Annotated in this window: 29 protein-coding genes and 1 tRNA gene; 19 read left to right on the forward strand and 11 right to left on the reverse strand. The window is 38.6% G+C overall.

Annotation, left to right across the window (positions count from 1 at the left end; translation table 11 throughout):
* The first annotated feature begins 6 nt into the window (after nt 1-6).
* From BS85_RS0102905 to BS85_RS0102915, 3 genes are read left to right on the forward strand one after another with little or no spacing between them, the layout of a single operon-like run.
* Nucleotides 7-240, forward strand: coding sequence for a hypothetical protein (locus BS85_RS0102905; protein ID WP_026943486.1), 234 nt, complete (start codon nt 7-9; stop codon nt 238-240).
* Nucleotides 240-563, forward strand: a complete 324-nt coding sequence (locus BS85_RS11805) for a hypothetical protein (RefSeq protein ID WP_211246893.1) — start codon at nt 240-242, stop codon at nt 561-563. Before BS85_RS0102905 ends, BS85_RS11805 begins: the two co-directional genes overlap by 1 nt.
* 2 nt (nt 564-565) lie before the next feature.
* Nucleotides 566-2,431 carry a primosomal protein N' gene (locus BS85_RS0102915; protein ID WP_034551045.1) on the forward strand — a complete coding sequence of 622 codons (1,866 nt, stop codon included), beginning with the start codon at nt 566-568 and terminating at the stop codon, nt 2,429-2,431.
* Between the two features lie 53 nt (nt 2,432-2,484).
* Here the strand turns inward: BS85_RS0102915 and BS85_RS10165 are convergent, their stop codons facing one another.
* Nucleotides 2,485-4,539 (reverse strand): ribonuclease J, encoded by a 2,055-nt coding sequence (locus BS85_RS10165; RefSeq protein WP_034551046.1) that lies wholly within the window; start codon nt 4,537-4,539, stop codon nt 2,485-2,487.
* Between the two features lie 12 nt (nt 4,540-4,551).
* A complete protein-coding gene (gene rsmA / locus BS85_RS0102925) occupies nt 4,552-5,388 on the reverse strand; it encodes a 16S rRNA (adenine(1518)-N(6)/adenine(1519)-N(6))-dimethyltransferase RsmA (protein ID WP_245596273.1) in 837 nt (278 codons plus the stop codon).
* A gap of 182 nt (nt 5,389-5,570) precedes the next feature.
* Between rsmA and BS85_RS11220 the strand changes: the two genes are divergently transcribed.
* Nucleotides 5,571-5,717: a hypothetical protein gene (locus BS85_RS11220; protein WP_156938018.1), complete on the forward strand. Its 147-nt coding sequence runs from the start codon at nt 5,571-5,573 to the stop codon at nt 5,715-5,717.
* 29 nt (nt 5,718-5,746) lie between these two features.
* Here BS85_RS11220 and BS85_RS0102930 read toward each other — a convergent pair whose 3' ends face one another.
* The 4 genes from BS85_RS0102930 to BS85_RS0102945 are packed head-to-tail and all read right to left on the reverse strand — an operon-like array spanning nt 5,747 to nt 9,229.
* On the reverse strand, nt 5,747-6,454 hold the full coding sequence (locus BS85_RS0102930; protein WP_034551093.1) for a pilus assembly FimT family protein: 708 nt from the start codon (nt 6,452-6,454) through the stop codon (nt 5,747-5,749).
* Nucleotides 6,417-7,592 (reverse strand): hypothetical protein, encoded by a 1,176-nt coding sequence (locus BS85_RS0102935; RefSeq protein WP_026943490.1) that lies wholly within the window; start codon nt 7,590-7,592, stop codon nt 6,417-6,419. Before BS85_RS0102935 ends, BS85_RS0102930 begins: the two co-directional genes overlap by 38 nt.
* A 15-nt stretch (nt 7,593-7,607) precedes the next feature.
* Nucleotides 7,608-8,816 carry a threonine ammonia-lyase gene (ilvA, locus tag BS85_RS0102940; RefSeq protein ID WP_026943491.1) on the reverse strand — a complete coding sequence of 403 codons (1,209 nt, stop codon included), beginning with the start codon at nt 8,814-8,816 and terminating at the stop codon, nt 7,608-7,610.
* Nucleotides 8,816-9,229, reverse strand: a complete 414-nt coding sequence (locus tag BS85_RS0102945; protein ID WP_026943492.1) for a CoA-binding protein — start codon at nt 9,227-9,229, stop codon at nt 8,816-8,818. The genes ilvA and BS85_RS0102945 overlap by 1 nt, the downstream gene beginning before the upstream one ends.
* Nucleotides 9,230-9,498: 269 nt before the next feature.
* On the opposite strand from BS85_RS0102945, the gene hisD reads away from it, so the two are divergent.
* From hisD to hemC, 8 genes are read left to right on the forward strand one after another with little or no spacing between them, the layout of a single operon-like run.
* Nucleotides 9,499-10,806, forward strand: a complete 1,308-nt coding sequence (gene hisD, locus BS85_RS0102950) for a histidinol dehydrogenase (RefSeq protein ID WP_034551047.1) — start codon at nt 9,499-9,501, stop codon at nt 10,804-10,806.
* Nucleotides 10,807-11,073: a DUF2018 family protein gene (locus tag BS85_RS0102955; protein WP_026943494.1), complete on the forward strand. Its 267-nt coding sequence runs from the start codon at nt 10,807-10,809 to the stop codon at nt 11,071-11,073.
* On the forward strand, nt 11,066-11,515 hold the full coding sequence (locus tag BS85_RS0102960; RefSeq protein ID WP_026943495.1) for a hypothetical protein: 450 nt from the start codon (nt 11,066-11,068) through the stop codon (nt 11,513-11,515). Before BS85_RS0102955 ends, BS85_RS0102960 begins: the two co-directional genes overlap by 8 nt.
* Entirely contained in the window at nt 11,493-12,413 is a 921-nt protein-coding gene (locus BS85_RS0102965) for a polyprenyl synthetase family protein (protein ID WP_026943496.1), read from the forward strand. The genes BS85_RS0102960 and BS85_RS0102965 overlap by 23 nt, the downstream gene beginning before the upstream one ends.
* 8 nt (nt 12,414-12,421) lie before the next feature.
* Complete coding sequence (gene hemA, locus BS85_RS0102970; RefSeq protein ID WP_026943497.1) at nt 12,422-13,753, forward strand: glutamyl-tRNA reductase; 1,332 nt, start codon at nt 12,422-12,424, stop codon at nt 13,751-13,753.
* 13 nt (nt 13,754-13,766) lie between these two features.
* Nucleotides 13,767-15,506, forward strand: a complete 1,740-nt coding sequence (locus BS85_RS0102975; RefSeq protein ID WP_026943498.1) for a proline--tRNA ligase — start codon at nt 13,767-13,769, stop codon at nt 15,504-15,506.
* Nucleotides 15,497-15,916, forward strand: a complete 420-nt coding sequence (locus BS85_RS0102980; RefSeq protein WP_026943499.1) for an FxsA family protein — start codon at nt 15,497-15,499, stop codon at nt 15,914-15,916. Before BS85_RS0102975 ends, BS85_RS0102980 begins: the two co-directional genes overlap by 10 nt.
* Before the next feature lie 9 nt (nt 15,917-15,925).
* A complete protein-coding gene (hemC, locus tag BS85_RS0102985) occupies nt 15,926-16,864 on the forward strand; it encodes a hydroxymethylbilane synthase (protein WP_026943500.1) in 939 nt (312 codons plus the stop codon).
* Nucleotides 16,865-16,979: 115 nt separating this feature from the next.
* On the opposite strand, the gene BS85_RS0102990 is transcribed toward hemC, so the two are convergent.
* The 5 genes from BS85_RS0102990 to BS85_RS0103005 all read right to left on the reverse strand — a co-directional run bounded on the left by BS85_RS0102990 (nt 16,980) and on the right by BS85_RS0103005 (nt 19,852).
* Nucleotides 16,980-17,546 carry a D-glycero-alpha-D-manno-heptose-1,7-bisphosphate 7-phosphatase gene (locus tag BS85_RS0102990; protein WP_034551050.1) on the reverse strand — a complete coding sequence of 189 codons (567 nt, stop codon included), beginning with the start codon at nt 17,544-17,546 and terminating at the stop codon, nt 16,980-16,982.
* Nucleotides 17,543-18,091 carry a queuosine precursor transporter gene (locus tag BS85_RS0102995; RefSeq protein WP_026943502.1) on the reverse strand — a complete coding sequence of 183 codons (549 nt, stop codon included), beginning with the start codon at nt 18,089-18,091 and terminating at the stop codon, nt 17,543-17,545. Before BS85_RS0102995 ends, BS85_RS0102990 begins: the two co-directional genes overlap by 4 nt.
* Before the next feature lie 240 nt (nt 18,092-18,331).
* Nucleotides 18,332-18,454, reverse strand: coding sequence for a hypothetical protein (locus tag BS85_RS12025; RefSeq protein WP_281173561.1), 123 nt, complete (start codon nt 18,452-18,454; stop codon nt 18,332-18,334).
* A 311-nt stretch (nt 18,455-18,765) separates the two neighbouring features.
* Nucleotides 18,766-18,841 (reverse strand) — tRNA-Phe (locus tag BS85_RS0103000).
* A gap of 78 nt (nt 18,842-18,919) precedes the next feature.
* Complete coding sequence (locus BS85_RS0103005; protein ID WP_026943503.1) at nt 18,920-19,852, reverse strand: hypothetical protein; 933 nt, start codon at nt 19,850-19,852, stop codon at nt 18,920-18,922.
* Between the two features lie 127 nt (nt 19,853-19,979).
* Between BS85_RS0103005 and panC the strand changes: the two genes are divergently transcribed.
* Genes panC through BS85_RS0103040 form a run of 7 tightly spaced genes read left to right on the forward strand, consistent with a single transcriptional unit; the run spans nt 19,980 to nt 25,887 of the window.
* Nucleotides 19,980-20,825, forward strand: a complete 846-nt coding sequence (panC, locus tag BS85_RS0103010) for a pantoate--beta-alanine ligase (RefSeq protein WP_026943504.1) — start codon at nt 19,980-19,982, stop codon at nt 20,823-20,825.
* Between the two features lie 41 nt (nt 20,826-20,866).
* Nucleotides 20,867-21,478: a dethiobiotin synthase gene (bioD, locus tag BS85_RS0103015; RefSeq protein ID WP_026943505.1), complete on the forward strand. Its 612-nt coding sequence runs from the start codon at nt 20,867-20,869 to the stop codon at nt 21,476-21,478.
* A 58-nt stretch (nt 21,479-21,536) separates the two neighbouring features.
* On the forward strand, nt 21,537-22,088 hold the full coding sequence (locus BS85_RS0103020) for a DUF507 family protein (RefSeq protein ID WP_026943506.1): 552 nt from the start codon (nt 21,537-21,539) through the stop codon (nt 22,086-22,088).
* Entirely contained in the window at nt 22,088-23,242 is a 1,155-nt protein-coding gene (carA, locus tag BS85_RS0103025) for a glutamine-hydrolyzing carbamoyl-phosphate synthase small subunit (protein ID WP_034551052.1), read from the forward strand. The genes BS85_RS0103020 and carA overlap by 1 nt, the downstream gene beginning before the upstream one ends.
* Before the next feature lie 17 nt (nt 23,243-23,259).
* Entirely contained in the window at nt 23,260-24,501 is a 1,242-nt protein-coding gene (locus tag BS85_RS0103030; RefSeq protein ID WP_034551054.1) for an aminotransferase class I/II-fold pyridoxal phosphate-dependent enzyme, read from the forward strand.
* Nucleotides 24,476-25,129 carry a pimeloyl-ACP methyl esterase BioG family protein gene (locus tag BS85_RS0103035; RefSeq protein ID WP_026943509.1) on the forward strand — a complete coding sequence of 218 codons (654 nt, stop codon included), beginning with the start codon at nt 24,476-24,478 and terminating at the stop codon, nt 25,127-25,129. Before BS85_RS0103030 ends, BS85_RS0103035 begins: the two co-directional genes overlap by 26 nt.
* Nucleotides 25,129-25,887, forward strand: a complete 759-nt coding sequence (locus BS85_RS0103040) for a methyltransferase (protein WP_026943510.1) — start codon at nt 25,129-25,131, stop codon at nt 25,885-25,887. The genes BS85_RS0103035 and BS85_RS0103040 overlap by 1 nt, the downstream gene beginning before the upstream one ends.
* The last annotated feature ends 1 nt before the right edge of the window (nt 25,888 follow it).

A 25,888-nucleotide genomic window follows, 5' to 3' on the forward strand; every position in this document is an offset into this window, starting at 1 on the left:
ATTGTTATGGAAGAAGCTAAAAATATCTCAAGCAAACTTTTAGAAAGCATTGATGCATTGATAGAGGAATTGCAAAAACAAAGAGATGAAAACCAGTCCTTGCGTCAGCAAATTGTTTTGTTAAAAGCGGAAAACGAAGCTAAAAATAGTGAGATTAGCTCACTTTATGATGAAATTAGCGCAAAAGAGCGTGAGCTAGAAAATGTGCTTGACAAAATTCAAAATGTTCTTGGACGCTAATGAATGATATTTTTCGCGTTTGCATTATGGGGCGATATTATGACATTCCAACAAGCGAGATTTCAAGCGCAACTTTAGAAGCACTAAGTTCTTTAGTGGATGAATCCAACAATATTAATCCTCGCGACCTTCTCCGCACATTCTTAGAATATTCAGAGATTAACAATGTGCTTAAAAGCACGATTGTAGAAGCAAATCAAAAAGTTAATTTTAATTTAACAAGTGCAAATAATGCCCAAGAAAAATATGCAGAATCCTCAAGTGATAGCGAAGAGCATATGCCGTTAGCGCAGAATATCTCAACCCAAACCAATTCCAATTAATCTTGCATAATTCCTCTTTTTATTATCATATTGTTGTTTTAAAGCGAAAGGCTCCATTGCTTACTTATGTAAGTAAGGAATCCTTGAAAGTTGGCGAATTAGTAGAGATTCCATTGCGCAAAAAGCAGGTGCAAGGCGTAGTGCTAAAGGAATGTGAAGAGCCAAAATTTACTTGTGAGGAATCTTTGCCTTTGGGATTCCAATTTTCCCCTTTGCAATGTCAAGTGGCGGAATTTATTGCAAGTTATTATTGCGCTCCTTATTCTCTTAGCATTAGTCTTTTTACCCCTTTTGCCAGAGATTATACCAAGCAATTTTCAAGCTTGACTTTTAATCTAAAGCCTTTGAGTAAAAATCAGCAACAAGCCTTAGAGTTTATTAATGCTCGTCAAAATTCTTTGCTTTTTGGTGATACAGGGAGTGGCAAAACAGAGATTTATATTCATTTGCTAAATGAAGCTTTAAGCAAAGGCAAAAACGCACTTTTTTTAATGCCAGAAATTTCATTAACACCGCAAATGGAGAAGCGTTTAAAGGCTGTTTTTGGAGAATGTCTTGCGTTTTGGCATTCTAAGGTTGCAAGTAAAGCTAAAAAACAGATTTTGCAGGATTTAAAAGAGGGTAAGATTAGAATCTTAGCCGGTGCGCGTTCGGCTCTTTTTTTGCCTTTAGCGGGTTTGGATCTGATTATTGTAGATGAAGAACACGATGACGCGTATAAATCTAATTCTTCTCCTCGCTACCACGTACGCGATGTAGCATTATATCTTGCAAAACTTGCAAATATAAGAATCGTATTGGGCAGTGCAACTCCTCTTGCAACAACTTATTTGAGAGCTAAAGAGCAAAAGGCAATTTTCCGACTTCAAGGCACACATTTCCAAACGCAAAAAAGCTATTTTTTCTCTTCAAGCAATGATATGTTGGATTCTAGTGTGCTTAGTGCGTTGGAGAAAAACCTTTATGATTCCAAACAAGCCATTGTATTTTTGCCCACGCGCGCGAATTTTAAACATTTGCTTTGTTCTCAATGTGGGTTTAGCATAGAGTGTCCTAATTGCAGTGTTAGTTTAAGTTTGCATAAAAAAGATTCAAGCTTAAAGTGTCATTATTGTCATTTTGCACAAGCAATTCCAAGTTGTTGTCCCCAATGTGGAGGAGAGTTGCAAAGTTTGCGTATGGGAACGCAAGAGTTTGCAGAATCTCTAAGAGAGTTTTTGCCTACGAGCAGAATTGTATGCTTTGATAGAGATTCCATCACAACACAACACAAGCTTAAAAGCACATTGGAGGAATTTAATCAACATAAAATTGATATTTTGGTTGGCACTCAAATGCTTTCCAAAGGACACGATTACCATAATGTGAATTTAAGTGTAATTTTGGGCTTGGATTATCTTTTAAAGGGCAGTGATTATAGGGCTAGAGAAAAAGCTTTGTCATTAATGTTTCAATTATCTGGCAGAAGTGGGCGCAAAGAAAATGGCAAAGTGCTAGTTCAGACTTTACATCAAGAGTTTTTTCAACATTATTTGGAGGATTATAAGGAGTTTTTAGAAGAAGAATTAATGGTGCGTGAGCATTTGTATCCACCTTTTATGCGTCTAGCCCTCGTGCATTTTGCTCACGGCAACGAAAAACAAGCGCAAGAAATTTATAAAAAAGCTTTAGGGATTCTACAAGTGCAAATACAATCTTTGGAAGTAGAAATTGTTGGGAGCGGAATCGCACCGATTCCACGCATCGCAAACAAGTGGCGATATGTAATAATGTTGCGCTCCAAGAGCGCGAAAAATCTGCATTTAGCGTTATTGTCTTTGCGTTCTTTTTCTTGTGAGATTGATATAGACCCAATAGAATTTCTTTAACCTCTTGCCCCCCCCCCCCATATTTAAAAGCGCATTCAAGTAGAATCCAAGCTTTAGCTTAAACTCACCATAGGAATAATAGTCGGATACCGCTTGGTTTTCTTAAACATCAACTTCCTAAGTGCGTTTCTGATTTCATTCTCCATAGCTTTTTGGCTATTGTATAGCTCTGTTTTGCAATTTTTCACAAAAAGACTGAAAAACTCTTCAATCTCTTTGTTAAACGCCATTGTGTCTTTGTTTGCGATAATGCCCATACTCTGAATGCGTGGCTTAGAAAGCAGAGAAGCTTTTGCCTTGCTTAGCTCCAAATACACAATCAAGATTCCATTTTCTGCTAGATTTTGCCTATCTAAAATCACATCATTAGCAATCGTAGCATTCACTTGGTTGTCAATATAGGTTTTGCCTGTCTTGACACTGCGCACCTTGCGCAAGTAATTGTGTGCAATCTCCATTTGGTCGCCATCTTCCATAAGATAAATATTGCGCTCCTCCACACCACAGCTCATCGCAGTTTCTTTGTGTTTTAAAATGTGGTTATACTCTCCATGCACCGGCAAAAAGAATTTTGGCTTCACGAGGCGTAGCATAAGCTTTTGCTCCTCTTGCGCCGCGTGTCCGCTCGTATGAATCTCGCTAAAATCTTGATAATAAACTTTCGCTCCCGCCTTGTTAAGAAAATTTAGGATATTAGAGACAGAACCCTCATTGCCCGGAATCGCTTTAGCCGACAAAATAATCGTATCGCTAGGCTTAATCTTGATATGGCGGTGTTCATCTGTTGCCATACGATAGAGTGCGCTCATCGTCTCACCCTGCGAACCTGTGGTAACAATTAACACCTCCTCATCGGCATATTTTGCCACCTCGTGCGCTTCAATAAAAATATTTTGTGGCAAATCAATATAGCCCAAAGTTCTCGCAATCTCTAAGTTTTTCTCCATTGAACGCCCAATTACCGAGACTTTGCGCCCATATTTAATGCCGTGGTCAATCGCTTGATACACGCGATGAATATTGGAGCTAAATGTACTCATAATCACGCGCCCTTTTGCGCGGGAGAAAAGCAAATCAAAAGCGGGTCCCACACTTGCTTCGCTGGGTGTGTAGCCACTTTTATGTGAGTTTGTAGAATCGCTAAGCAACAGCAACACGCCTTGTTCCCCATAATATGCGATTCTGTTTAAATCTGTCGGATAGCCATCAATAGGAGTGTGGTCAATCTTGAAATCTCCTGTGTGAAAAATCAATCCCGCTTCTGTTTTAATCGCCAACGCACTAGAATCCACGATAGAATGCGTGATATGTATCCATTCAATTTCAAATTCACCAATTCTTATGGGTTTGCGCTTCTCTACTGCGCGGAAGAGAGAGCGGAATTTTTTAAGCCCGTGTTCATCAAACTTAGAACCAATCAGCCCTAAAGGCAAGGGAGTGCCATAAATGGGAAATTGGTATTTTTTAAATAAATAAGGCATTGCGCCGATATGGTCTTCGTGAGCGTGTGTGATGATAATTCCGGCGATTTTATCCTTGATTGCTTCAAGATAACTAAAGTCTGGCACTAGAATATCCACCCCGTGCATACTCTCATCAGGAAAACTCATTCCCGCATCAATGAGGATTGCAGAATTTTGCGTCTCAATCACGGTCATATTGCCGCCAATCTCTCCCAAACCACCTAAAGGCGTGATACGCACTCTCCCATTGGGATTGACTTCCACTTGTGAATGTAAAGTCAAGGTGCTTTCGTGGATTTTTGCGTTCAGCTCTACTGCCTTACGCAACTCCATATTGGAGGTGTTTAAGTCTTTGTTACCATAACTCTTGTTGTGTTTTGGCTTCTCTCTTGTTGTCTCACCCGCATTTTCACCCTCTTGTTTCTTGAATCGCGGATTGTGTCGGTTGCGATTCTGCGGTCTTGGATTTCTTGGCTTTTCTGTCTCCCCTGTTTCCTCTGTTTTGCGTGGCTTGAATCGGCGTCTATTGGGTTCGCGATTCTCTCTAGCCTCCCCCTTTTCTCTCCTATTTGTTTGGTGGTTTTCTTGGTTTCTTTTTGTGAATTCTTCCCGATTTGGGTTTTCATTTGTTTTGTTTTCTTCCATAACTTCCGCCTTTTATAAAATTTTCAAAAGTCGGTGATAATTTGGCGTATCAATCTCGTGAGGTCGTTTGCTAGGCGCAATTTGTAAGGATTCCAAAGCGTCCATAATGGCTTGTTTTGGATAGGCTTTGCTTAGATTGTTTAGAATCGTTTTTCTAGGCGCACAAAAGGCGATTTTCAAGAGGGATTCTAAATGTTCTAAATCCTTAAAACTTGGTGGATTCGCTATTTTTTGTAGCAAAAACACCGAAGAAGTAACTTTAGGCGGTGGCGCAAAGGCACTAGGCGGCACATCAAAGAGCAGTGTTGCCTCTCCTACGCTTTGCGCTAACACACTTAACGCGCTAAAATCACTTTCTCCACATTGTGCGCAAAATTTCTGCGCAACTTCCTTTTGCGTCATCACGACACAGCCACAAGAAAGCGGGTCTTTGATGGTTTTTATCACAATCTTGGTTGCGATATAATAAGGCAAGTTTGACACAAGAAAATAATCTTTTCTACGCAAACTCTCGCCCTTCCAAATCTCTAATACATCGCCTATTTCAAGGCTCAAACTCCCGCATTCTAATGCGCTTTGCAAACGCTCTTGCAAATAAGGAATCAAATCCTTATCTACCTCATAAGCAGTGATATTCCCTAAGCTTAGTAGCTTATTTGTTAGATCACCTAAGCCAGCCCCAATTTCTACAATCTCCATTGCTTGATTCCATTTGGGAATGGATTGGATAATCGCATTTAAAACATTTTCATCTTGTAAGAAATTTTGTCCAAAATGCTTTTTTGCTAGGGTTTTCTTATCAATGGCTTTCAAAAATCGCGCCTTAAAAATAATTTTAAATTGTAACACAATTTGTCCTATCAGTCCATAATATTTAATAATTTTATTATTTTTAGCATAAACAATAGTTTGTCATTGCGAATGAAGTGAAGCAATCCATAATATAGAACTTTAGGAAAATAGGGCAATGGAATCTTTTAAGTAATTTAAAGTTATAGATTGCCACGATTCCGCTAACGCAGAATCTCGCAATGACAAAGTGGTTAGCTTTTTGGTTCATTCCACATTATAGATTGCTTTGTCGCGTTGCTCCTCGCAATGACAAAAAGCCCACTTTGTCCTTACGCTTTATCTCTCGTCATTGCGAGAAAACCGCAGGTTTTCGTGGCAATCCATAATAGCACAAAAGAGAAAACTACAATATTTTTCAGCATTTTTTAACAATTCCGCTTTCTAAAATGCAAATTCCTACACTTTTGCCACTACTACCTTTTAATTCCAAGCGCACCATTCCGCTAGGTGCAACCACCTGTTCGTAGGGCTTTTTACAACGCAAGAATCCCAACTCATCAAACAAGATTCTCCCTCCCTCACTCTCGCCACAACCTCCACTCATTTTCACTTCTAGGATTCCATACCGCTTTGTGATTGCTAAATCCCCCGCTCTTAGCGCATTAGCAAATTTAGAATTGTCGTAATTATAGCTATTAAGGTATTTGCCATCTAAGGGGTCAAGGGCAATTTCTCGCGCATCTCTTGGTCTATCGTCAAAATGTTTTGTGCTAACAGCGCGTGCAGAATCGCTAAAAATATAATACGCATAGCCCACATCTTGCAAAAGGGAAAATTGCAATCTCCATAGAGATTCGCTCCACCGCTCCCTCTCTGCCTCGCAGTTATCGCTTTGACAAAATGCGGCTTGTGTAATATGCTTGGAGCTACTTAAGGCTAAGAAACGCGTGTAATTTAAATGCGCTAGGATTTGATTCTGTGCTAAATGCAGTTTGGAATCTGGAAACCATACAAAGCCTATGGTGGCAAATACGCCAAAAATCCCCAAAACAAGCAGAATCTCTAAGAGACTAAAGGCGGATTGTTTATTCATAAAGGTAATAAGTTGTGATGTTTTTACCATAATATTCAATGGAAAAAGATTGCGCATTAGCTTTTTTTATGCTAGATAATTGCACCCCTCCTCTTGCGATTCCATAAAATCTTAGTCGCTCCTGCATTTTTTTCTCTGTTTTTACTCTGTAAAACCCCCTATTTTTAAGCTCTTGCGCAATTTCTTTTGCGATAAAATGCCGTGCAGCAAAATGCTCGTTTGCGTTAGGAAAAAGCACAAAAAGCGGTTTGGATAAAAAGAGTGTTGCGCTCAAAATAAGCAAAACCAAGAAAGTCATCAAGAATGGAATCGTATAACGCGCACGAAATTGCGGCAAACGCACACGCAATCCAGAGAAATACAAGCTTACCATTAGCGGAATCCCAACAATGAGCAAAGGCGCAAAAGTCTCCATTTGCACCCTTTGTCGCAAGGAAAGCAGCCAAATAAACCCTAATGAAACACTTGTAATATACCACATTAGTGGCTTTGCTTTTGCATTAAAATAGCGATAAAGCGTATAGAGAAAATATAAATACAAAAGAGGGGAAAAAATCAACAATAAATGCCCATTGCTATCCAAAAAATACCCGCTTGGGCGTCCGCCAATCTCAAGCCCATACACATACATATTGAGCGCGAAAAGCAGCAAAGACAACACAATGAGCCTTGTGTTTTTGTTTGCGATTCCATAAAAAATGAGTGCCACAAACACCAATGCAAAGCTTTTATCTATGAGTGCCATTACAAGCAGTAGCCAATAAGGAATCGCATTGTATTTTTGCACCCAAAGACACAGAATTAAAGTGAGTGCGATGACGATTCCGCCATTAGTAACAAGCAATGCAACCGCATTGACGCCGGGCAATAAGCAAAAAAGCAATGCGCAAAACAATGCGTCTGTATCGCGCTTCAAGAATCCTTTTGCAAGATAAAACATTAACAGAGTATTGCAAAGATGCAAGAGCAAAAAGGGCAATCGTAACGCAAAATCGTTTTGCCCAAAAAGTTGCACACTTAAACGGCTTGCAAATCCTCCAAAATCTTGCGCATTAAAAAAACTCTGCGCCTCATCGTAGCTAATACTTAGTGTGCTAGAGAGCCACAAAAGCGCACAACTGCTTAAGATAAGCAAAGCAAAAAGCCAAAAATAGTTGCGCGTTTCCATTTGTTGCAAGATTCCTTAAATTTCTACAAAAACATAGCCTTGGTTTTTTAATTGCGTCCTAATGGATTCTTGGTGTTCTTTGCCCTTTGTTTCAAGCATAATGACAATATTTGCATCTCCAAAGGCAAGAGAAGTAGAAGTCCTATCAAAGTCAATCTTGACAATGTTTGCGCCAAGATTGGAGAGTAAATCGCTTAATTTTTGTAAGCTTCCGGGCTTATCTATCAAGGTTACAGAAATTTGCATTTTGCGATGAGAGCGCACAAGCCCCCGCTCAATGATGTTTCCAAGCATTGTTACATCAATATTTCCTCCGCTTAACACAAGCCCCAAAGATTCGTCCTTTTGCAAGGTAAATTTATGGTGCAACACCGCTGCAACAACACTAGCCCCAGCACCCTCCACGACAAGCTTTTGATTCTCTAGCAGGTAAAGCACCGCATTTGCAATCTCCTCATCATCTACCATTACGACTTCATCAACGGATTCTAAAATGTATTCAAAGTTTTTAGGATTCACATCGCGCACTGCGATTCCATCGGCGATTGTGCGCACAGAATCGGTACTTTGGATTTCTTTTTTATGGTAAGAATGATACATTCCGGGCGCACCCTCCGCAACAACGCCGATAATCCGCACACTTGGCAACATTTGCTTATACGCTGCTGCGATTCCAGAAATAAGTCCGCCACCGCCGATTGGCACGACAATGGTTGTCAAATGGCTTTGCGCCTCAATCATCTCTAGCGCGACCGTGCCTTGCCCCGCAATCACTTCCTCATCGGCAAAGGGGTGAATGAATTGCAAATTATGTGTTTTTGCATATTCTAGCGCATAGGCATAGGCTTCATCGTAATTGTTGCCCTTTAAAATCGCCTCTGCCCCAAGCTCCTTTACGCCCATTACTTTAAGCAATGGCGTAGCTTCGGGCATTACAATCACACCTTTGATTCCATAATGCTTCGCGCTATATGCAACCCCTTGTGCGTGATTCCCTGCACTTGACGCAATCACGCCACAAGCGCGTTCCTCCTCACTCAAAGAAGAGATTTTATTAAAAGCACCGCGCAACTTAAAAGAACCTGTATTTTGCAAGTTTTCTTGCTTGACATAGACTTTTGCCCCACAAATCTGACTAAGTTTAGGCGCAAAGGCTAGTTTGGTATTCTGCACGATTCCCTCTAATCGCGCTTTAGCGTCCATAATTTTAGAAAGCGGAATCATCAAAACAACCTCTCATATTCCAATTTAATACATAAATTTTCCACATACGCTATCCCTGCACCCTCTAATGTTTCCTTTGCCTGTGCGCTTTCTAAGCCTAATTGCACCCACACGCATTGGGGTGGGTTTTTTAGCATTAAAACTTCCTGTGCGATTCCAAAGAGTGCCTCACTCTTGCGAAAAACATTTAAAATATCAATTCTCTCTTCCGCTTCAAAGGCTTCTTGTAGGCTCGTATAGGCATTCACGCCTAGAATCGTGCCGCCTTTGGGATAAATGGGTAGAATCTTATAACCCCTCTCTTGTAAAAACTTTGCTACTTTAAAGCTTGGCTTATTGGAATCGGGAGAAAGCCCAAGCACTGCAATGACTTTGGATTTTTGTAAAATCGTTCGCATTTTAGAATCTTGCATTCTATGCCTTTATGAAAATTTCACGCTATTTTAACAAAGTTTTATGCAAAATTAGCCTAAAGCCATTATGTTTGGTTATAGATTGTTTTGGGTTTTGCCCTCGCAAAGGCGAAGAGGTTTAGATTTTATCCTTACAAAAAAGTTTGTAAAGTTTTTATGGCAATTTTATGGTATGAAATCTTGTCTGTAAAGATTTTGCAATTAAAATAAAATTAAACATAAAAAGCTAGAATGTCAAACTCTTATAAGGAATTAAAGGAGTTTTAAAAATGATTGCTTTATTGAATAAGAAAGATTCAAATTTCAATACCGAGTTCAAAAAAATACTTAAACGCGGAGCTATGGATATAGCTAATGTGGAAAATAGAGTGAAAGAATTATTGGGGGCGATTAAAACGCGAGGAAGTGAAGCAGTGATTGCGCAGGTTACGCAGTTTGATGCTTGGAATCCTAAGGAATTTAAGGATTTAATCATCACGCAAACACAAATGCAAAAAGCCTATGAAGCCCTAGAAGCTTCTTTGAAAGATTCCTTGCAACTCGCATTTAACCGCATTTATGCGTTTCACGCAAAGCAAAAGCCCAAAACTTGGCTAGACTTTGAGGAAAATGGCAATATTCTAGGACAGAAAGTTACACCTATGGAGAGGGCAGGATTGTATATTCCCGGGGGCAAGGCGGCTTATCCTAGCTCCCTTTTGATGAATGCGATTCCAGCACTTGTTGCAGGAGTGCAAGAAATCGTGGTTTGCACACCCACTCCGCACAATGAACCTAACCCTTTATTGCTTGCCACTATGCACCTTTGTGGCATTAAAGAAGCCTATAAAATCGGTGGAGCAAGCGCGATTGGCGCACTTGCTTTTGGTGTGGAAAATCATATTAAAAAAGTAGATGTGATTACAGGACCGGGAAATATTTATGTTGCCACTGCTAAAAAGCTTGTGTTTGGGGAAGTGAATATTGATATGATTGCAGGACCTAGTGAGATTGGAATCTTGCATAGTGGGGAAGGTAATGTGGATTATGTCGCGTGGGATTTGCTCTCACAAGCCGAACACGATGAAATGGCAAGTTCTATTCTCATCACCACCAATGAAAACTTCGGAAATGCGGTAGCAAAGCGGATTGATACATTATTGCCAACACTGCCGCGTCAAGAAATCGCGTCCAAATCCATTAACGAGCGCGGGGCGATTATTGTTGCAAAAGACATACAAGAAGCAATTTTGTTGATGAATCAAATTGCGCCCGAACATTTAGAAGTTTTGGTGGAAAATCCCTTAGAGATTCTGCCACACATTCAACACGCGGGTGCAATTTTTATTGGCGAAAACACGCCAGAACCCATTGGAGATTATATCGCAGGACCTAATCACACCCTGCCAACAGGTGGAAGTGCGAAGTTTTTCTCGCCCCTCTCCACAGAGCATTTTATGAAAAAATCCTCTATTATTGCCTTTAGCAAACAAGGAATCGCGCAAATGGGGCAAGAATGTGGAATCCTAGCGCATACAGAGGGATTAGACGCACACCAAAATGCAGTTTTAGCAAGATTAAACAATAAAGGACATTAAATGGAACATATTTTAGAAGGTTTGCCACAAGATAAATGGGTGGAGATTATTTTTCACGCTTCACGCGGATTAGCGAGTAAGGAATTATTAAAAATGCTAGAGCGTCAAGCGGCAATGGAGGTTTTGTTGGAAAAGCGTTTGGGCGAAATGTGGGAAGAGGAGCTTCGCTATCTCCAAAGCAGTGAAGAAAGCTCCGATGAAATTCACCACAAAGCGCAGGATTTAGCCATTATTTCAATGCAAGAGATTCTCTCCCAAAATGAGTAAAAACCTTTTTGTTGTGTTTTTTAGCATCATTTTGGGAGTTACAAATCTCTTTGCGCCTCCTGTTTGGAAAGCAGAAAAGTTCATTGAGTTAAACAAAGATGAATTTTATCTTTTAACTCTACAAGCAAGAGAGGCTGCTAAAACATTATTTTTTCGTTGGACGCTGCTTAAAAATGAGGGCTTGGTAATGCACTTAAATTACGATTCTTTTCCGCATCAATTTATTCTTTACCAAGACTATCAGCGCAGGTGCTATAAAGTCCCTCTGCTAAAACCAGAACAAAAATATTATAGCGAAGAACCCTTTTTTATGCTGTGTTTCAAGGATTATCACCGCACCAAAAAAGTTGCAACTTTGAAATATTATCTTTATCAAGGCAATAGAGATTTTAATATCATTGACGAAAGGAAAGTGCCAAATGGTGGCTTTAACACATATTGAAGCAAAGATTCGAGAATTTTTAAAGGAATTGGAATCACCCCTTGTATTGCATTTAAGTGCGCATTTGCAACAAGGCAAAATGCTCCGCTCTAAACTTGCATTAAGCATTGCGGGAGAGAGTGAGGAATGTGTGCGTTTGTGTGCTATATTAGAGATGATTCAAAGTGCTTCCCTCTTGCACGATGATGTGATTGACGAGGCGACAACAAGACGTTCTAAACCCTCTATCAATGCGCTTTTTGGCGATAAAAATGCCATTATGCTTGGTGACGTCTTGTATTCCAAAGCCTTTAGTGAGCTGACAAGCTTTTATGAGAAATATCCTACGATTCCACGCATTGTGGCAAATGCGGTTACCACTCTTGCCATTGGTGAAATGGAGGATGTGGAGCTTTCTTGCGCCTTTAATGCAGAGGAAGCAAAATATCTAAGTATGATAGAACACAAAACCGCAGCACTCATTGAAGCCACTGCGTATTCCGCAGCATTTCTAGCGGGTAAAAGCGCAGAGGAAGCGCAAGGATTCCGCCTCTATGGGCGCAATCTTGGAATCGCATTCCAAATCATTGACGATGTGCTAGATATTGTATCGGATTCTAAAACTTTAGGAAAACCTGCTTTGAGTGATTTTAAAGAGGGCAAGACGACCCTGCCTTATTTGTATCTACATAGTCTCTTGTCTGCAAAAGAGAAAGAGAGATTAGAAAACGCCTTTAAAAAAGAAATTGACGCGGCAGAACAAGCGTGGATCTTAGAGCAGTTAAAAAAGAGTGGAGCCATTACAAAAAGTGTTGATGTCGCGAAACATCTAGGAAAAATAGGCATTGAAGCGATTGCTAATCAATCTTGTGATAAACTTATACAAATTATGCGCGAAATGATTGAACGCGACTTTTAAGGAAACTAATGGATTACTACATTTTAAGCTATTCACACAAAAATACTGATATTGCAATGCGTGAAGCCTTAAGCTTGGATATTAAAAATCCTGTAACAAAGGAGTTTTTGGAGGATTTGGTGGATAACAAATTCATTACCGAAGCAGTGATTCTCTCCACTTGTAACCGCATTGAATTTATATTAAACACCCTAAACACCGAAAAGGCAGAGGAATTTTTGCTAGACAAATTGAGTAATTATTCCAAAATTCCTTTAGAAAAGCTCCAAAAATGTGCGGACAGCTATGACAATTTAAGTGCGATTCATCATCTCTTTAGCGTAGCAAGCTCCCTAGATAGCTTGGTTGTAGGAGAAACCCAAATTTCAGGGCAACTTAAAAGCGCGTTTAAATTCTCTTATGAGTTGGGCTGTTGTGGTTTGCATCTCTCCCGCGCAATTCATTATGCGTTTCGCTGTGCGGCAAGTGTGCGTAACTCCACAAGCATTTCTCAAAATTCTGTCTCGGTGGCAAGCACTGCCGTGGCACAAGCAAAAGAGATTCTAGGGGATTTGAAAAATCAATTCGCACTTGTCATTGGTGCGGGAGAAATGAGTGAAATTTGCGCAAAACACTTAATCAATGCAAATTGTGAAGTTTTAATCATTAACCGTGAAATCCAAAATGCACAAAAGGTTTGCGACACCATTCTCTCTGCTAATCCAAATGCTAAAATCCGCGCAGAGAGCTTCAAAGACCTTAGCACTTATATCAACGAGATTCCTCTTATTTTTAGTGCCACAGGCGCACCGCATACGATTATCACTTCTGATATGGTAGAGGCAAAAGATTGGAATCGTTATTGGTTTGATTTAGCTGTGCCGCGCGATATTGAATGTGCAATTATGGAAAAATGCGAAAAAATCCAAATTTACGCCGTAGATGACTTAGAAGACATTGTGCGCAAAAACCTAGCCTTACGAGAGGAACAAGCAAAAATCGCTTATGGAATCGTAGGGAGAGCAACGCAAGAGTTTTTTAGTTGGCAACAAAGTCTCAATGTAGAACCGCTCATTAAAACAATCCGAGCCCTTGCAAAAGACGCTGCTTTAAAAGAGCTAAACAAAGGAATCCTAAAAGGTTATTTGCCAAAAGAGTATGAAAAAAATATTGAAAAAACTCTGCACAACGCTTTCAATACCTTTTTGCACGATTTGACGATTAACCTAAAAGCTGTTGCAAACACGCCTAAGGCGGATAGCATTGTGGAATCCTTGCGATTCCTTTTCAAACAAGAAACACAAGAGAGAATGTTAGAATCTTATAAATGCGAATATGCGCAAGACAAGACACTACCTTAATGAAAGGAAAACAATGCGATTTTCAAAATTATTGATACCAACCTTTAAGGAAGCTCCAAAAGATGTTGTTTTAAAAAGCCACGAATACCTAATACGCGGTGGATTTATCCAGCAAATCGGTAGCGGAATCTACAATTTCTTGCCACTTGGCAAACGCGTTTTAGACAAAGTGCGTCAAATCGTTAAAGAGGAAATGGATAACGCAGGAGCAAACGAAGTGGCACTTGGCTTTGTTACCCCCGCGAGTTTATGGCAAAAAAGTGGCAGGTTTGAAAGATATGGAAAGGAGCTTTTGCGCTTCAAAGACAGAAAGGAAAACGACTTTGTGCTAGGTCCTACGCACGAGGAAGTCATTACAGAATTAGTTAAAGCAAATGTGAAAAGCTACAAGCAACTTCCGATTCATCTCTATCAAATCAACCTGAAATTCCGCGATGAAATGCGTCCGCGCTTTGGGCTTATGCGCGCACGCGAATTTATAATGAAAGATGGTTATAGCTTCCATTCAAGCTATGAGGATTTAAAGCGCGAATTTGATGTAATGGAAGCCACTTATAGCAGAATCTTTACGCGTTTGGGATTGGATTTTCGCGCTGTCATTGCCGATAGCGGAGCGATTGGCGGGAGTGGAAGCAAGGAATTTATGGTGCTAGCAAATAGCGGAGAGGATACCATTTGTGTGTGCGATTCTTGTGCTTATGGTGCAAATTTAGAAGCGGCTACGCGTGTTCAAAAGCTTCCAAGCACAGAAGCTCCTGTTGCTTCATTTGCGAAATTTCATACCCCAAAGGTGCAAACCATAGAATCTTTAAGCGAGTTTTTTAAGGTAGAACCCTTTTGGACGCTCAAAGCAGTGGTAAAAAAAGCACTTTTTGATGGCGGAAAAAGCGCATTGGTTTATTTTTTCTTGCGCGGGAGCGATACTTTAAACGAAACCAAGGCACTCAATGCTATTAGCGGTGCAAACGAGCTGATAGAAGCGAGTGAGGAGGATTTAAAAAGTGCCGGGCTTGTGCAAGGATTCATTGGACCTTTTGCCTTACGCAATCTCACTTCTAGCCCTTATATTTATTTTGATAAAGAATTAGAAAATGCTAACCATCTCATCTGTGGCGCAAACGAAGTAGATTATCACTTTGTGGGCGTGGATTTAAGCACTTTTGAGGGCTTGGAATTTAAGGATTTGGTGGAGGTTCAAGAGGGCGATTCCTGCCCTATTTGCAAAAAAGGCAAACTCTATTTTACAAAAGGGATTGAAGCGGGACATATTTTTCAGCTTGGCACGAAATATTCTAGCGCAATGGAAGCGACATTCTTAGATGAGTCAGGTAAGGCACAACCCTTTATTATGGGCTGTTATGGAATCGGGGTTTCAAGACTTTTAAGCGCAATCATTGAGCAACACCACGATGAACGCGGAATGATTTGGACACGCGCGAGTGCGCCTTTTTGTATTCATCTAATTATTTCTAATATCAAAGAAGAATCCCAAATGCAAATGGGACTTAAACTCTACGAAAGTCTACAAAATAAAGGCATTGAATGTTTGCTAGATGATAGAAGTGAGAGATATGGGGCAAAAATTGCCGATTTTGAATTGATAGGATTGCCCTTTGGAATCGTGGTGGGTAAAGGCTTAGAAAAGGGTGAAATAGAACTCATAAGGCGCAAAAATCTACAAAAGGAATCGCTAGGGGTTGCGGATTTTGACGCGCTTGTTTCTAAGATTCTTGAGGTTTGTCAATGCGATTGATTTTAGTCTTCATTTATTTATTTTTAGAAGTGCTTATCACCTATGAAATGATTGATTTTTTAGGTGTGTTGGGCTTTGTGTTAGAGATTGTTTTGAGTGCAATTTTGGGATTTTTTATTTTAATGAATTATCGCTTTTTTTTAGGCGATGCCCTTGTGCGCCTTAGAGAAAGGGAAATTAGCTATGAAGCCTTTGTGGGTTCTAATGTCTTTAGAATCCTTGGGGCGATTTTGCTCATTTTGCCCGGCGGATTAACCGATATTTTAGGGATTCTAATGCAATTTAGTGCGCTGGGATTCTTAGCTGTTAAACCCTTTATGAAAAAGCCTACTTCAGATTCCGCACCCTTTGATGTAAATAGCAAATCCCAAAAGAGTGAAATCATTGATGTAGAAGTCATAGAAAAGTAAGGAGAAGCAATGCAAAAACTCATCATCGGCACACGCGGAAGTGTGTTAGCACTTTGGCAAGCAAACCATATCAAAGATTGCCTAGAGGCACAATACAAGGATATAGAAGTGGAAGTAAAAATCGTCAAAACCAAAGGCGATAAAATCCTAGATGTGCCTTTAGCAAAAATCGGTGGCAAGGGGCTTTTTACCAAAGAATTAGAGGAATTGCTCCTAAGTGGCGAAATAGACTTAGCGGTGCATAGCTTAAAAGACGTGCCGGTGGAATTTGTAGAGGGTTTGGGACTAGCAGCAATCACGAAGCGAGAAGATGTGCGTGATAGCTTCGTGAGCTTCAAATATGCGAGTTTGGAGGATTTGCCAAAAGGTGCGCGTGTGGGGACGACTTCGCTTAGGCGCACAATGCAAATTAGTGCCTTAAGGGCGGATTTGGAGACGCAAAGTTTGCGTGGCAATGTGCAAACAAGGCTAAAAAAGCTTCAAGAGGGAGAATTTGACGCGATTATCCTTGCACAAGCAGGAGTAAATCGGCTTGGAATCCAAGAGGAAGTGCCTTATATTGTGCCTTTGGATTTTATGATTCCAGCAATGGGACAAGCCGCACTTGGTGTGGAATGCAAAAAGGGAAGCAAAGCAGAATCGCTTTTGGGATTCCTAAATGATTCCAAAGCCGCCTTTGAGACAACTTGCGAACGCGCATTTGTGCGCACACTTAATGGAGGTTGTCAAGTGCCTATTGGTGTTAATGCAACCTTAGAGAATGGAATCTTAAAAGTGCGCTCCATTTTAGGTTTGCCCGATGGCACAGAGATTTTGCGCGAATGCCTAGAAGTGCAGGTGAAAACCCTTGCAGATTGCGAACGCATAGGTAAGCAAATGGCGGAATCTTTCTTGAAACAAGGTGCGGAGGCGATTTTACAAAAGGCGCAAAATTGGGAGTTTAGCTAGACTGATTTTTTAGCTACCACGAAGTTGAGCTAATCTCTCACAATGACAAAACCAACCGCTACATCATTGCGCCATTGCCTCGCAACAACAAAGTGGAATCCTACGATTCTATCGCCTAAAGCAAAATATTCATTGCCTCTTTAAGGTTTGCAACCCTATGTGTTGCGCTTGGAGATTCTTCGGAGCCTACAATAACACGCGTTTGCACTCCTGCTTTTAATCCCGCTTGCATATCGGTCTCCTTATCTCCCAAAATATAAGAATCGCAATCTTCTAAATTCAGATGAAATTCTTGGATTGCGGATTCTAGCATTGCAGCATTTGGCTTACGACAAGTGCATTGCTCCTCTTTGGTGTGTGGGCAGAAATAAATCCCATCAAACCCTACATTTTGAGGTATAAAGCCACTTACTCGCAAAGGAATCATAAGGCAAGAGCGAATGCAGTTTTGCATAAATGCACTTAGGATTTCAAAGTCTTTTTGGCTAAAGATTCCACGACCAATCCCTGATTGATTCGTAACAACAAAACAAAGCGCGTTTTGCTTTTTGAGTTCCAAAAACAACTCCATAAAATATGGGGCAAAATAAAATTCCTCTATCTTATAGCCATAGGGTGAATCTTCAAGATTGACTATGCCGTCTCTATCAAAAAACACAATCTTTCGTTTTGTTTTACTCATCGTGCAAAAACTCCTAAAAACTTCTGCATTTTAATCCCAAAAAGGTAAAAGAAAGGCGTATTTGTAAAAGCAAAAATAAATTTCATCAAATAATCCCCCATTATAAGCATTAAAACACTTGTCCAAGGCATAACAAACAAAAAGGCGATATGAAAAAATATCATTGTATCTAATGCTTGAGAAAACGCTGTGCTACCCGCACTTCTAAGCCACCAAATTTTAGGAAATTTGGATTTAATCCAATAAAAGGCATAAACATCTACTTGTTGAGAGACAAAAAACGCAGTGATACTTGCAAGTGCGATTCTAAATTCACTTAGAAACAACGAGGGAACAAAGGCGCAAATAATTCCGATACGCACTACTTTTAAGACTTCTTGCTTGTTGTATTTCTCCGCTAGAATATCTGCAAATAAAAAGGTAAAGGGATAAGTCAGCGCACCGAAAGTAAAAAAATCATTAAGTGGAAATTGCACTAGATAGTTTGAGGCAACAATGAGTGTAGTAAAAATTACCGCAGATACGACAATCACAGCTTTAGACATTTGCAAACCCTTTACAAAGTAAAAAGCGTATTTTATATTTTTGGGCTTAAAATTCCATAAGGTTAAATCATTTTATGTTGTTGTGGGAGAAAAAATTTGCTATTGTGAGGAATAAAGAGACAAAGCAATCCACTGCGTCATTGTGAATGCTAGTGTTGCAATCCATAACACAGAATCTTGCATATAGCTCTACAACTTCAAATTTTTAAGACTCCATTGTTGAATCTAGTTTTTGCTTGATTATAGATTGCCACGATTCCTCGCAGAATCTCGCAAGGATAGAAAGACTAACCACTGCGTCCCCACTTCTGTCATTGCGAGGAATGAATAAAGTGAGAGATGAAGCAATCTATAATGTTGCATACTTAATAGTCTTTGCAATGGAATCGCAAAATACAAAAATTACAAGTAAGATTTCACATTATAGATTGCTAACACAGAATCTTGCAAGGATAAGAACAAAGACAAGACAGCAAGTATTTCAATAATAACATACAGAAAATTTTTAAAAAGATTGATAGCTTTTGAGTTTTTAAAATGTTTCTTGCAGATTGGGGGGATAATCTGTGCAAGAAACATACACTAAAAAGTGCATTTGAGATTTTACTTATAAAGTATAAAAGTAAAATAAAAATTTATGTGAATTTAGAGAAATGGATTAAAAAACATTGTAGTGGTGGCTCGAGGCGGAATCGAACCACCGACACGGAGATTTTCAGTCTCCTGCTCTACCGACTGAGCTATCGAGCCATTTCATTATCAAAATGAGTTTGTAATTCTAACTTAAATTTTTTAATAATAACTTAAAACAAGCAATATAGGGTTATATTATCCCAATTTTTTCATTAAATAGCCTTCCGCACCTTTCGTATTACAAAAAGCGTGTATATTTTCGTAACCATAAAAAAAGGCAAGTTTAAAAAACTCTTCAATAATATATTCATTAAGTTTTTCAACCAAAATAAAACCCCCGCTTACTAATTTTTTGTGCAATGACAAAAAATCTTTCTTGCAACGGAGAGCCCAAGCGTCTTTATCCTCTATAAAAGCTTCCATTAACTGCGCTTTAGAAATATTATGAAACCACATTTTTAAAAAATTTCTATTAAAATAATCCTGCACATTAAAATGATACGGAGCATAATATGCTAATTTTATCTTTGCGCCTTTTAATACCTCGTCAAGCTCTTTTTCATTATGCAAAAATTCCGGTAACGATTTGTGTAAAAGCAGAAGCCTCATTGGTTCTACATTGCTAAAGATTGTTTTGTATCTCTTTAGCACAAAGTCTTTTATATCTATATACTCTAGCTCTTCAAGATCGCCTCTGCTTACCTGTGGCATTCTAAGTGCGTCAGCACTCAAGTGTTTAATCCACAAGTTAATTGCATCTCGTGGCGCATTGTCTAAAAACAAACGAATCGCCATTGCTTCATCGTAGGTTCTAGGGTGGAGAAATTTTTTTACCCCACAATCTGGAAAATTACCTATCACTTTGATTTCGCTCAAACGACTCTTGATACCCGCTAAACTTGGATAAAAAAAGTCCGCCTCAAAATTAATCTTTACCAACGGATTGTTATCATAAATCAAACATTTGCGCTCATTAATTGCCAATTCAAATGCAAAATTATCTGTACTCATATAAGGCAAAATTACTTTGTCTCCGGGCTTAGTATAGGTTAAGATAACCTTTTCGTGTAAGCCCAAAAAATCCCAATCAGAAACTTTTACTAATTTTTTTAACCCCCGCGATTCCACTTCGCAACCTTCTTAATTAAATAATTTAAATTTAGATTTTAACATATTTCTATGTTTTTTATTTATTTTTTAACTCTCTAATTGCATAATTTGCGCTTTTATTTTCTAAAGCATAGAAAGGAATCGTATGCAAATATTTACAACCACACAAGATTTGCGCGACTTTATTTGCCGATTTAAATCACAAAATCCTGCAAAAACTATTGGTTTAGTTCCCACAATGGGTGCTTTACATAAAGGTCATTTATCGCTTATGGAAGAGAGTCTTGCTACTTGTGATTGCTCTGTTGTTTCTATTTTTGTTAATCCAACGCAATTTGGAGAAAATGAGGATTTTAACCAATACCCTCGCAAAAGAGAAGCAGATTTGCAAGTTTGCGCAAAGGCAGGTGTAGATGTTGTGTTTATCCCAGAAGTTCATCAGATGTATCCCTTAGATTCCAACCTCCAAATTACCTTTAATGCCCCAAAAACAATGGCAAATGTGCTAGAGGGCAAAGCAAGACCGGGGCATTTCAATGGTGTGCTTCAGATTGTTTTAAAGCTCTTTAATCTTGTTGCGCCCAATAAAGCCTTTTTTGGGCAAAAAGACGCACAACAATTATTGATAATTCAAAAAATGGTGCAAGATTTATTTTTGCCCTTGCAGATCGTGCCTTGTCCTATTGTCCGAAATGAAGAGGGGTTGGCGTTAAGCTCACGCAATGCTTATTTAAGCCAAGAGGGTATTCAACAGGCTTTGCAAATTTCAGCTTCTTTAAATGCTGTAACTAAGGCGATTATGCGTGGCATAAAAGATTCTAAATTGCTTAAAGAAATTGCTTTAGAAGTATTAGAGGGGTTAGAAGTAGAATATTTCACTATCGTCAATCACGCACTCCAAGAGATGGAGCAAATACAAAAAGATTCCACCTTAATTCTTGTTGCTGCTCGTGTGGAGGGAGTGCGCTTATTAGATAATTTGTGGTTTTAATGCTTTGATGATGAAAAAGATTGGGGTATAAGGAAATTATAATGCAAATTTTTATAGCAGGAAGCCATACAGATGTAGGGAAAACTTCAGTTAGTGCGGCATTGTGTTACGCTTTTAATTTGGATTATTTTAAGCTCATTCAAGCGGGTGTGCCAACCGATAGTCAAAAAATCCAAACTCTAACACCAAAGACTAAAATTTATCCTAGCGGAATCACCCTGCAAACACCCGTAAGCCCTCATATTGGTATGCAGGTAGAAAAAATATCTTACAATGGATTAGAGATTCCATTGCCCAAGTCAGACAATTTGCTTATTGAGAGTGCAGGTGGGCTTTTTACTCCGTTGGATACACAAAAATGTATGATTGATTTTTTGAGCGCATCTCAACTACCTTGCATATTGGTTGGCGCATATTACTTGGGTGGAATCAATCATATTTTGTTAAGTATTGAAACATTAAGAATGCGCAAGATTCCGATTCTTGGGCTAATTATTAGCAAAGAACAAAACAAGTCAATGGATTCTTTTATAGAATCCTATGCCAAAATCAAGATTGCTCATTTTGCAGAGTATCATAACCAAGCAACTTTTCAAGAAAATGCAGAGAAATTAAAACTGCAAATGCAAAATCTTAAAATTTTTGAAATATAGAAAAAGGCACTTTAAGAGATAAAACGCTACAATAACGCAAAAATTTTGAAGGTATGCTATGAAATTTAGACTAGCCCACGCACCTTATATTGGAAATAAAATAGCATTAGATTTATCAAATTGTGGATTTGTAAGTATTTTGCACGGATTAGAAGGAATCTCAAAAGTCGCCCAAGAATTTATTAAGACAGATATTCAAGAAGAAGCAAAAATTGAAGACAAAGCAAGAGAGATTTTAGAGGAAAATTTAGATGAAATTGAGTTTATGCGCGCAGATGAACACCAGCTTTTTTGGAAAATCAAGCAAAAATTAGCAGAAAATGAAAATTTCATCTTGAACTTTGAAGACCGCTATAATCACTTGGCACACAAAATTCTTAATGAATTATTTGAAGAAGATTTGATTGATTCGGCTACTTCTGAAACGCGTATTGTAAATGTAATTTTTAAAGCCATTAATAGTTATTCAAAAATCTACAATGAAGTAGAGGAGATTGTGCAAGAACGCATTTCAAACTATAAACGCAAGATTGTATTTGGTAGTGAGGAATACGATTTGATTTTTGATAAACTTTATCAAGAAGAGCTTAAAAAGAAAGGATTTTTATAATGAGCGTCCCACAAAACAAGCTAAAAGATGCTTGGGTTTATTTGGCAAATGGTGCATTTTATAAAGCAAAAAGCTTTGGTGCAGACGGGACAAGCATAGGAGAATTGGTATTCAATACTTCACTTACAGGCTATCAAGAAATTACGACAGACCCAAGCTATGCGGGACAATTTGTGTGTTTCACAATGCCAGAAATTGGAATCGTGGGCACAAATCCAAAAGATATGGAAAGTAGAGGAATCTTTGCTAAAGGAATTTTGTGTCGCCATTATAATGACTGCTTTTCAAATTTTCGTGCAGATAAAAGCTTCGGGGAATTTTTAAAATCTTTTAACACAATGGGCATTAGCGAAATTGATACGCGCACTCTTACGAAAACTTTGCGCGAACAAGGCGCGATGATGATGATTGCTTCTACCGAAATCTCCAATAAAGATGAATTAAAAAAACTCCTAGAAAATAGCCCGAAAATTGAAGAGATTAATTATATAAAAGAAGTCAGCACTAAAGATTCCTACATTCATCGTGAGGGAAAGTTTGATTTTGCAACAATGGACTACTCTAAACCAAAAACCGCCCAAAAAGTCTTGGCGATTGATTTTGGTATCAAACGTAGCATTTTGAATCAATTAGTCAATGCGGGGTTTGAAGTAGAAGTTGTGCCACATAATTTTGAAGCGCAGACGCTCATTGCGCGTTATGAAAAAGACGAATTTGATGGAATCTTTCTCTCTAATGGACCTGGAGACCCTCAAGTTTTGCGAACCGAGATTGATGAGATTAAGAAGTTGATTGCAGCGAAAATTCCTCTTTTTGCTATTTGCTTAGGACATCAGTTGCTTTCCCTTGCGCACGGCTATGAAACCTATAAATTGAAGTTTGGGCATCATGGGGGCAATCACCCAGTTAAAAATCTCCTCACTCAAGCAATAGAAATTACCGCTCAAAACCACAATTATTCTGTGCCAGAATCTATCCAAGAAATTGCAGAGGTAACCCACCGCAATCTTTTTGATAATACGATTGAGGGAGTGCGCTACAAAAACGCTTTGATTTGCTCCTTTCAACACCACCCAGAGGCAGGACCGGGACCGCTAGAATCCACTGCACTTTTTAACGCATTTGCCAAGCTGCTTCAAAATGTTAGAGCATAAAGCTTTATGAAGCCAAAATGTGTCCAAAACATTCTTTAGAATCGCAAATTGCACAAACACTTGAAACTTTAAAATGCGATTCTAACTATCGCACTTTAAAACCTCAAAAGCATAACAAAACACAAATTCTCAATAACATTCAAGCAGGTATGGTAGATAAAAAGCTGAATAAAAAATGGCTTTTGAATCTCGCAAGTAATGATTATTTGGGAATTGCGAGTGATGAATCCTTGAATGCGGCATTTTTGGATTCCGCGCTTTTTAAAGAATATGCGCTTTTTAGCTCCTCTTCCTCGCGTCTTTTAAGTGGAAACTTTGATATTTATACAAGATTGGAATCCTATTTATCTCATCTTTATCATAAACAAGCACTCCTCTTTAATAGTGGATTTCACGCAAATTTAGGGGCATTAGGCGCATTAAACTCACTTAAAAATGTGCTTTTTATCGCAGATAAATCCATTCACGCAAGTCATATTGATGGGTTAAAGTCTTTTCAAACCACCCATTTAAAACGATTTTCACACAATAATATAGAATCCCTAGAGCAAATCTTGATAAAGAATGTATCAAAATATGAGGCAATTTTTATTTTGAGTGAGGGGCTTTTTAGTATGGAGGGAGATTTTGCGCCTTTGTGTGCTTTGGTATCGCTTAAGCAACGATTCAGTAATGTTTATTTGTATATTGATGAAGCGCATAGTGTTGGGAGTTTTGGAAAAGAGGGATTGGGGGTTTGTGCTAGTTTGGGGCTTTTGGATTCTGTGGATTTTATCGTGCTAACCTTTGGCAAGGCACTCGCCTCAATGGGGGCTTGTATCTTGTGTCCTAAGATATTTTATGAATACTTTGTCAATTTTTCTCGTTCGCTCATTTATTCTACCGCCCTTCCTCCTGTGAATGTGGCGCGAAGTTTTTTTAATTTTTTAGAGCTGCCAAACCTTGAGAGGCAAAGGGAAAATTTAGCCAAACTAAGCGTGGATTTCAAAACCCTCCTCTCTGAAAACTTAGAATTAGAAGTTTTAGGGGATTACAATATCGTTAGTCTTATCTTGGGCGACAATGCCAAAGCCGTGTATTTTGCCAAAAATTTAGAGCAAAAGGGCTATTTCGTCCCCGCAATCAAAACCCCTACGATTCCAAAGAATCGCGCTTGTTTGCGCTTTTCTCTCACGGCTAATTTATCGTTTGAATCTTTGGAATCCCTTGTGCAAACCCTCAAAAGTATTTGCGATGAATCTTTATCAAAGTTTAAATAATAATAAAAATATTTTATTGATTTTTGGTGGGTTTGCTTCCCATCCCTCACATTTTATTCCCTTTATTCCTCAAAATTACGATTTGATTTTATTGTATCGTTATCAAAATTTAGATTTTAGCAAATTAAAATCTTGCTTGAACCATTTAAGCAAAGATTGCAAAATTACCCTTGTAGGCTTTTCTATGGGCGTATTTATTGCGCGTGTTTTTATGGAATCCCTGCAAGATATAGATTGTTTTGTGCGTAAAATTGCGATTAATGGCACAGAATTTGGTATCCATTCAAAATTTGGAATCCCACCCAAACTTTTCAAGCTCACACAAAAAACTTTTGATTTAGAGGCTTTTAAACGCAATTTGTTTGGAGAGTTTTTAAGTTGCACGAGTGATTTTATATTCCTAGATTCTCCTATATTGCGTGAAGAATTAAGCTTTTTCATCACGGCTTGTGAGCGATTCCAGACCATTTCAAGCGAGATTGTGTGGAGTGAAAGTATTGTTTCTAACAGAGATTTGGTTTTTAATGCAGAATCCCAAAAAAACTTTTGGATTCACTTTAAAAATAACAAAACGCGGATTTTGGAGCTTGACGCCCCGCATTTTGTATTTTTTAATTGGCACTTCTAATGCAAAAAACACAAATACAGCAAAAATTCCATAAGGCAAGGGATACTTACGCTCAAAATGCTTTGATTCAGCAGACTATGCAACAAGCACTCATTGCAATTTTTAAAGGACATTTTCCTGCACGCAATTTAGGCAATATCTTAGAGCTTGGTTGCGGTAATGGGCTTTTGGCACAAAAAATCATCGCACTTTTTGACTTTGAATTCTATTTGGCGATAGATTTGGTAGATTTTTCAGAAGAGTTTTTAAAGATTCAAAAAAGTACAGAAAACAAAATAGACTTTTTGCAAACAGATTTTGAGGATTTGGCGAAAATAAACAATAGGAATCCTCATTTGAAATACGATTTGATTTTATCCAATGCAGCGATACAATGGACGAATCAAACATCATTTTTGCCCAAACTAAGCTCCCTATTGCAAACAAATGGATTCTTAGCTTTTGCTACTTTTGGTAAAGAAAACTTTCAAGAATTGCGTGAAATCTTGGGCGTTGGGCTAGAATATTTGGAGTTAAAGGATTATATAGAAATTTTAGGATCTGATTTTAAAATTGTGGAATCTTTTGAGACTAGGATTCCTTTGCATTTTGAAAATACACTTGCTATTTTCAAGCACCTACAAAACACAGGGGTAAATTCTCTTAAACAAGATTTTAAGTTGCATAAATCTCATTTTAAGGAATATACAATGCGATTCCATAATGTTTTAACCTACAATCCGCTTTATATTCTAGCGCAAAAGAGGTTTGGAATCTAAA

The organism is Helicobacter rodentium ATCC 700285, assembly GCF_000687535.1.
Classification (GTDB): Bacteria; Campylobacterota; Campylobacteria; order Campylobacterales; family Helicobacteraceae; genus Helicobacter_D; species Helicobacter_D rodentium.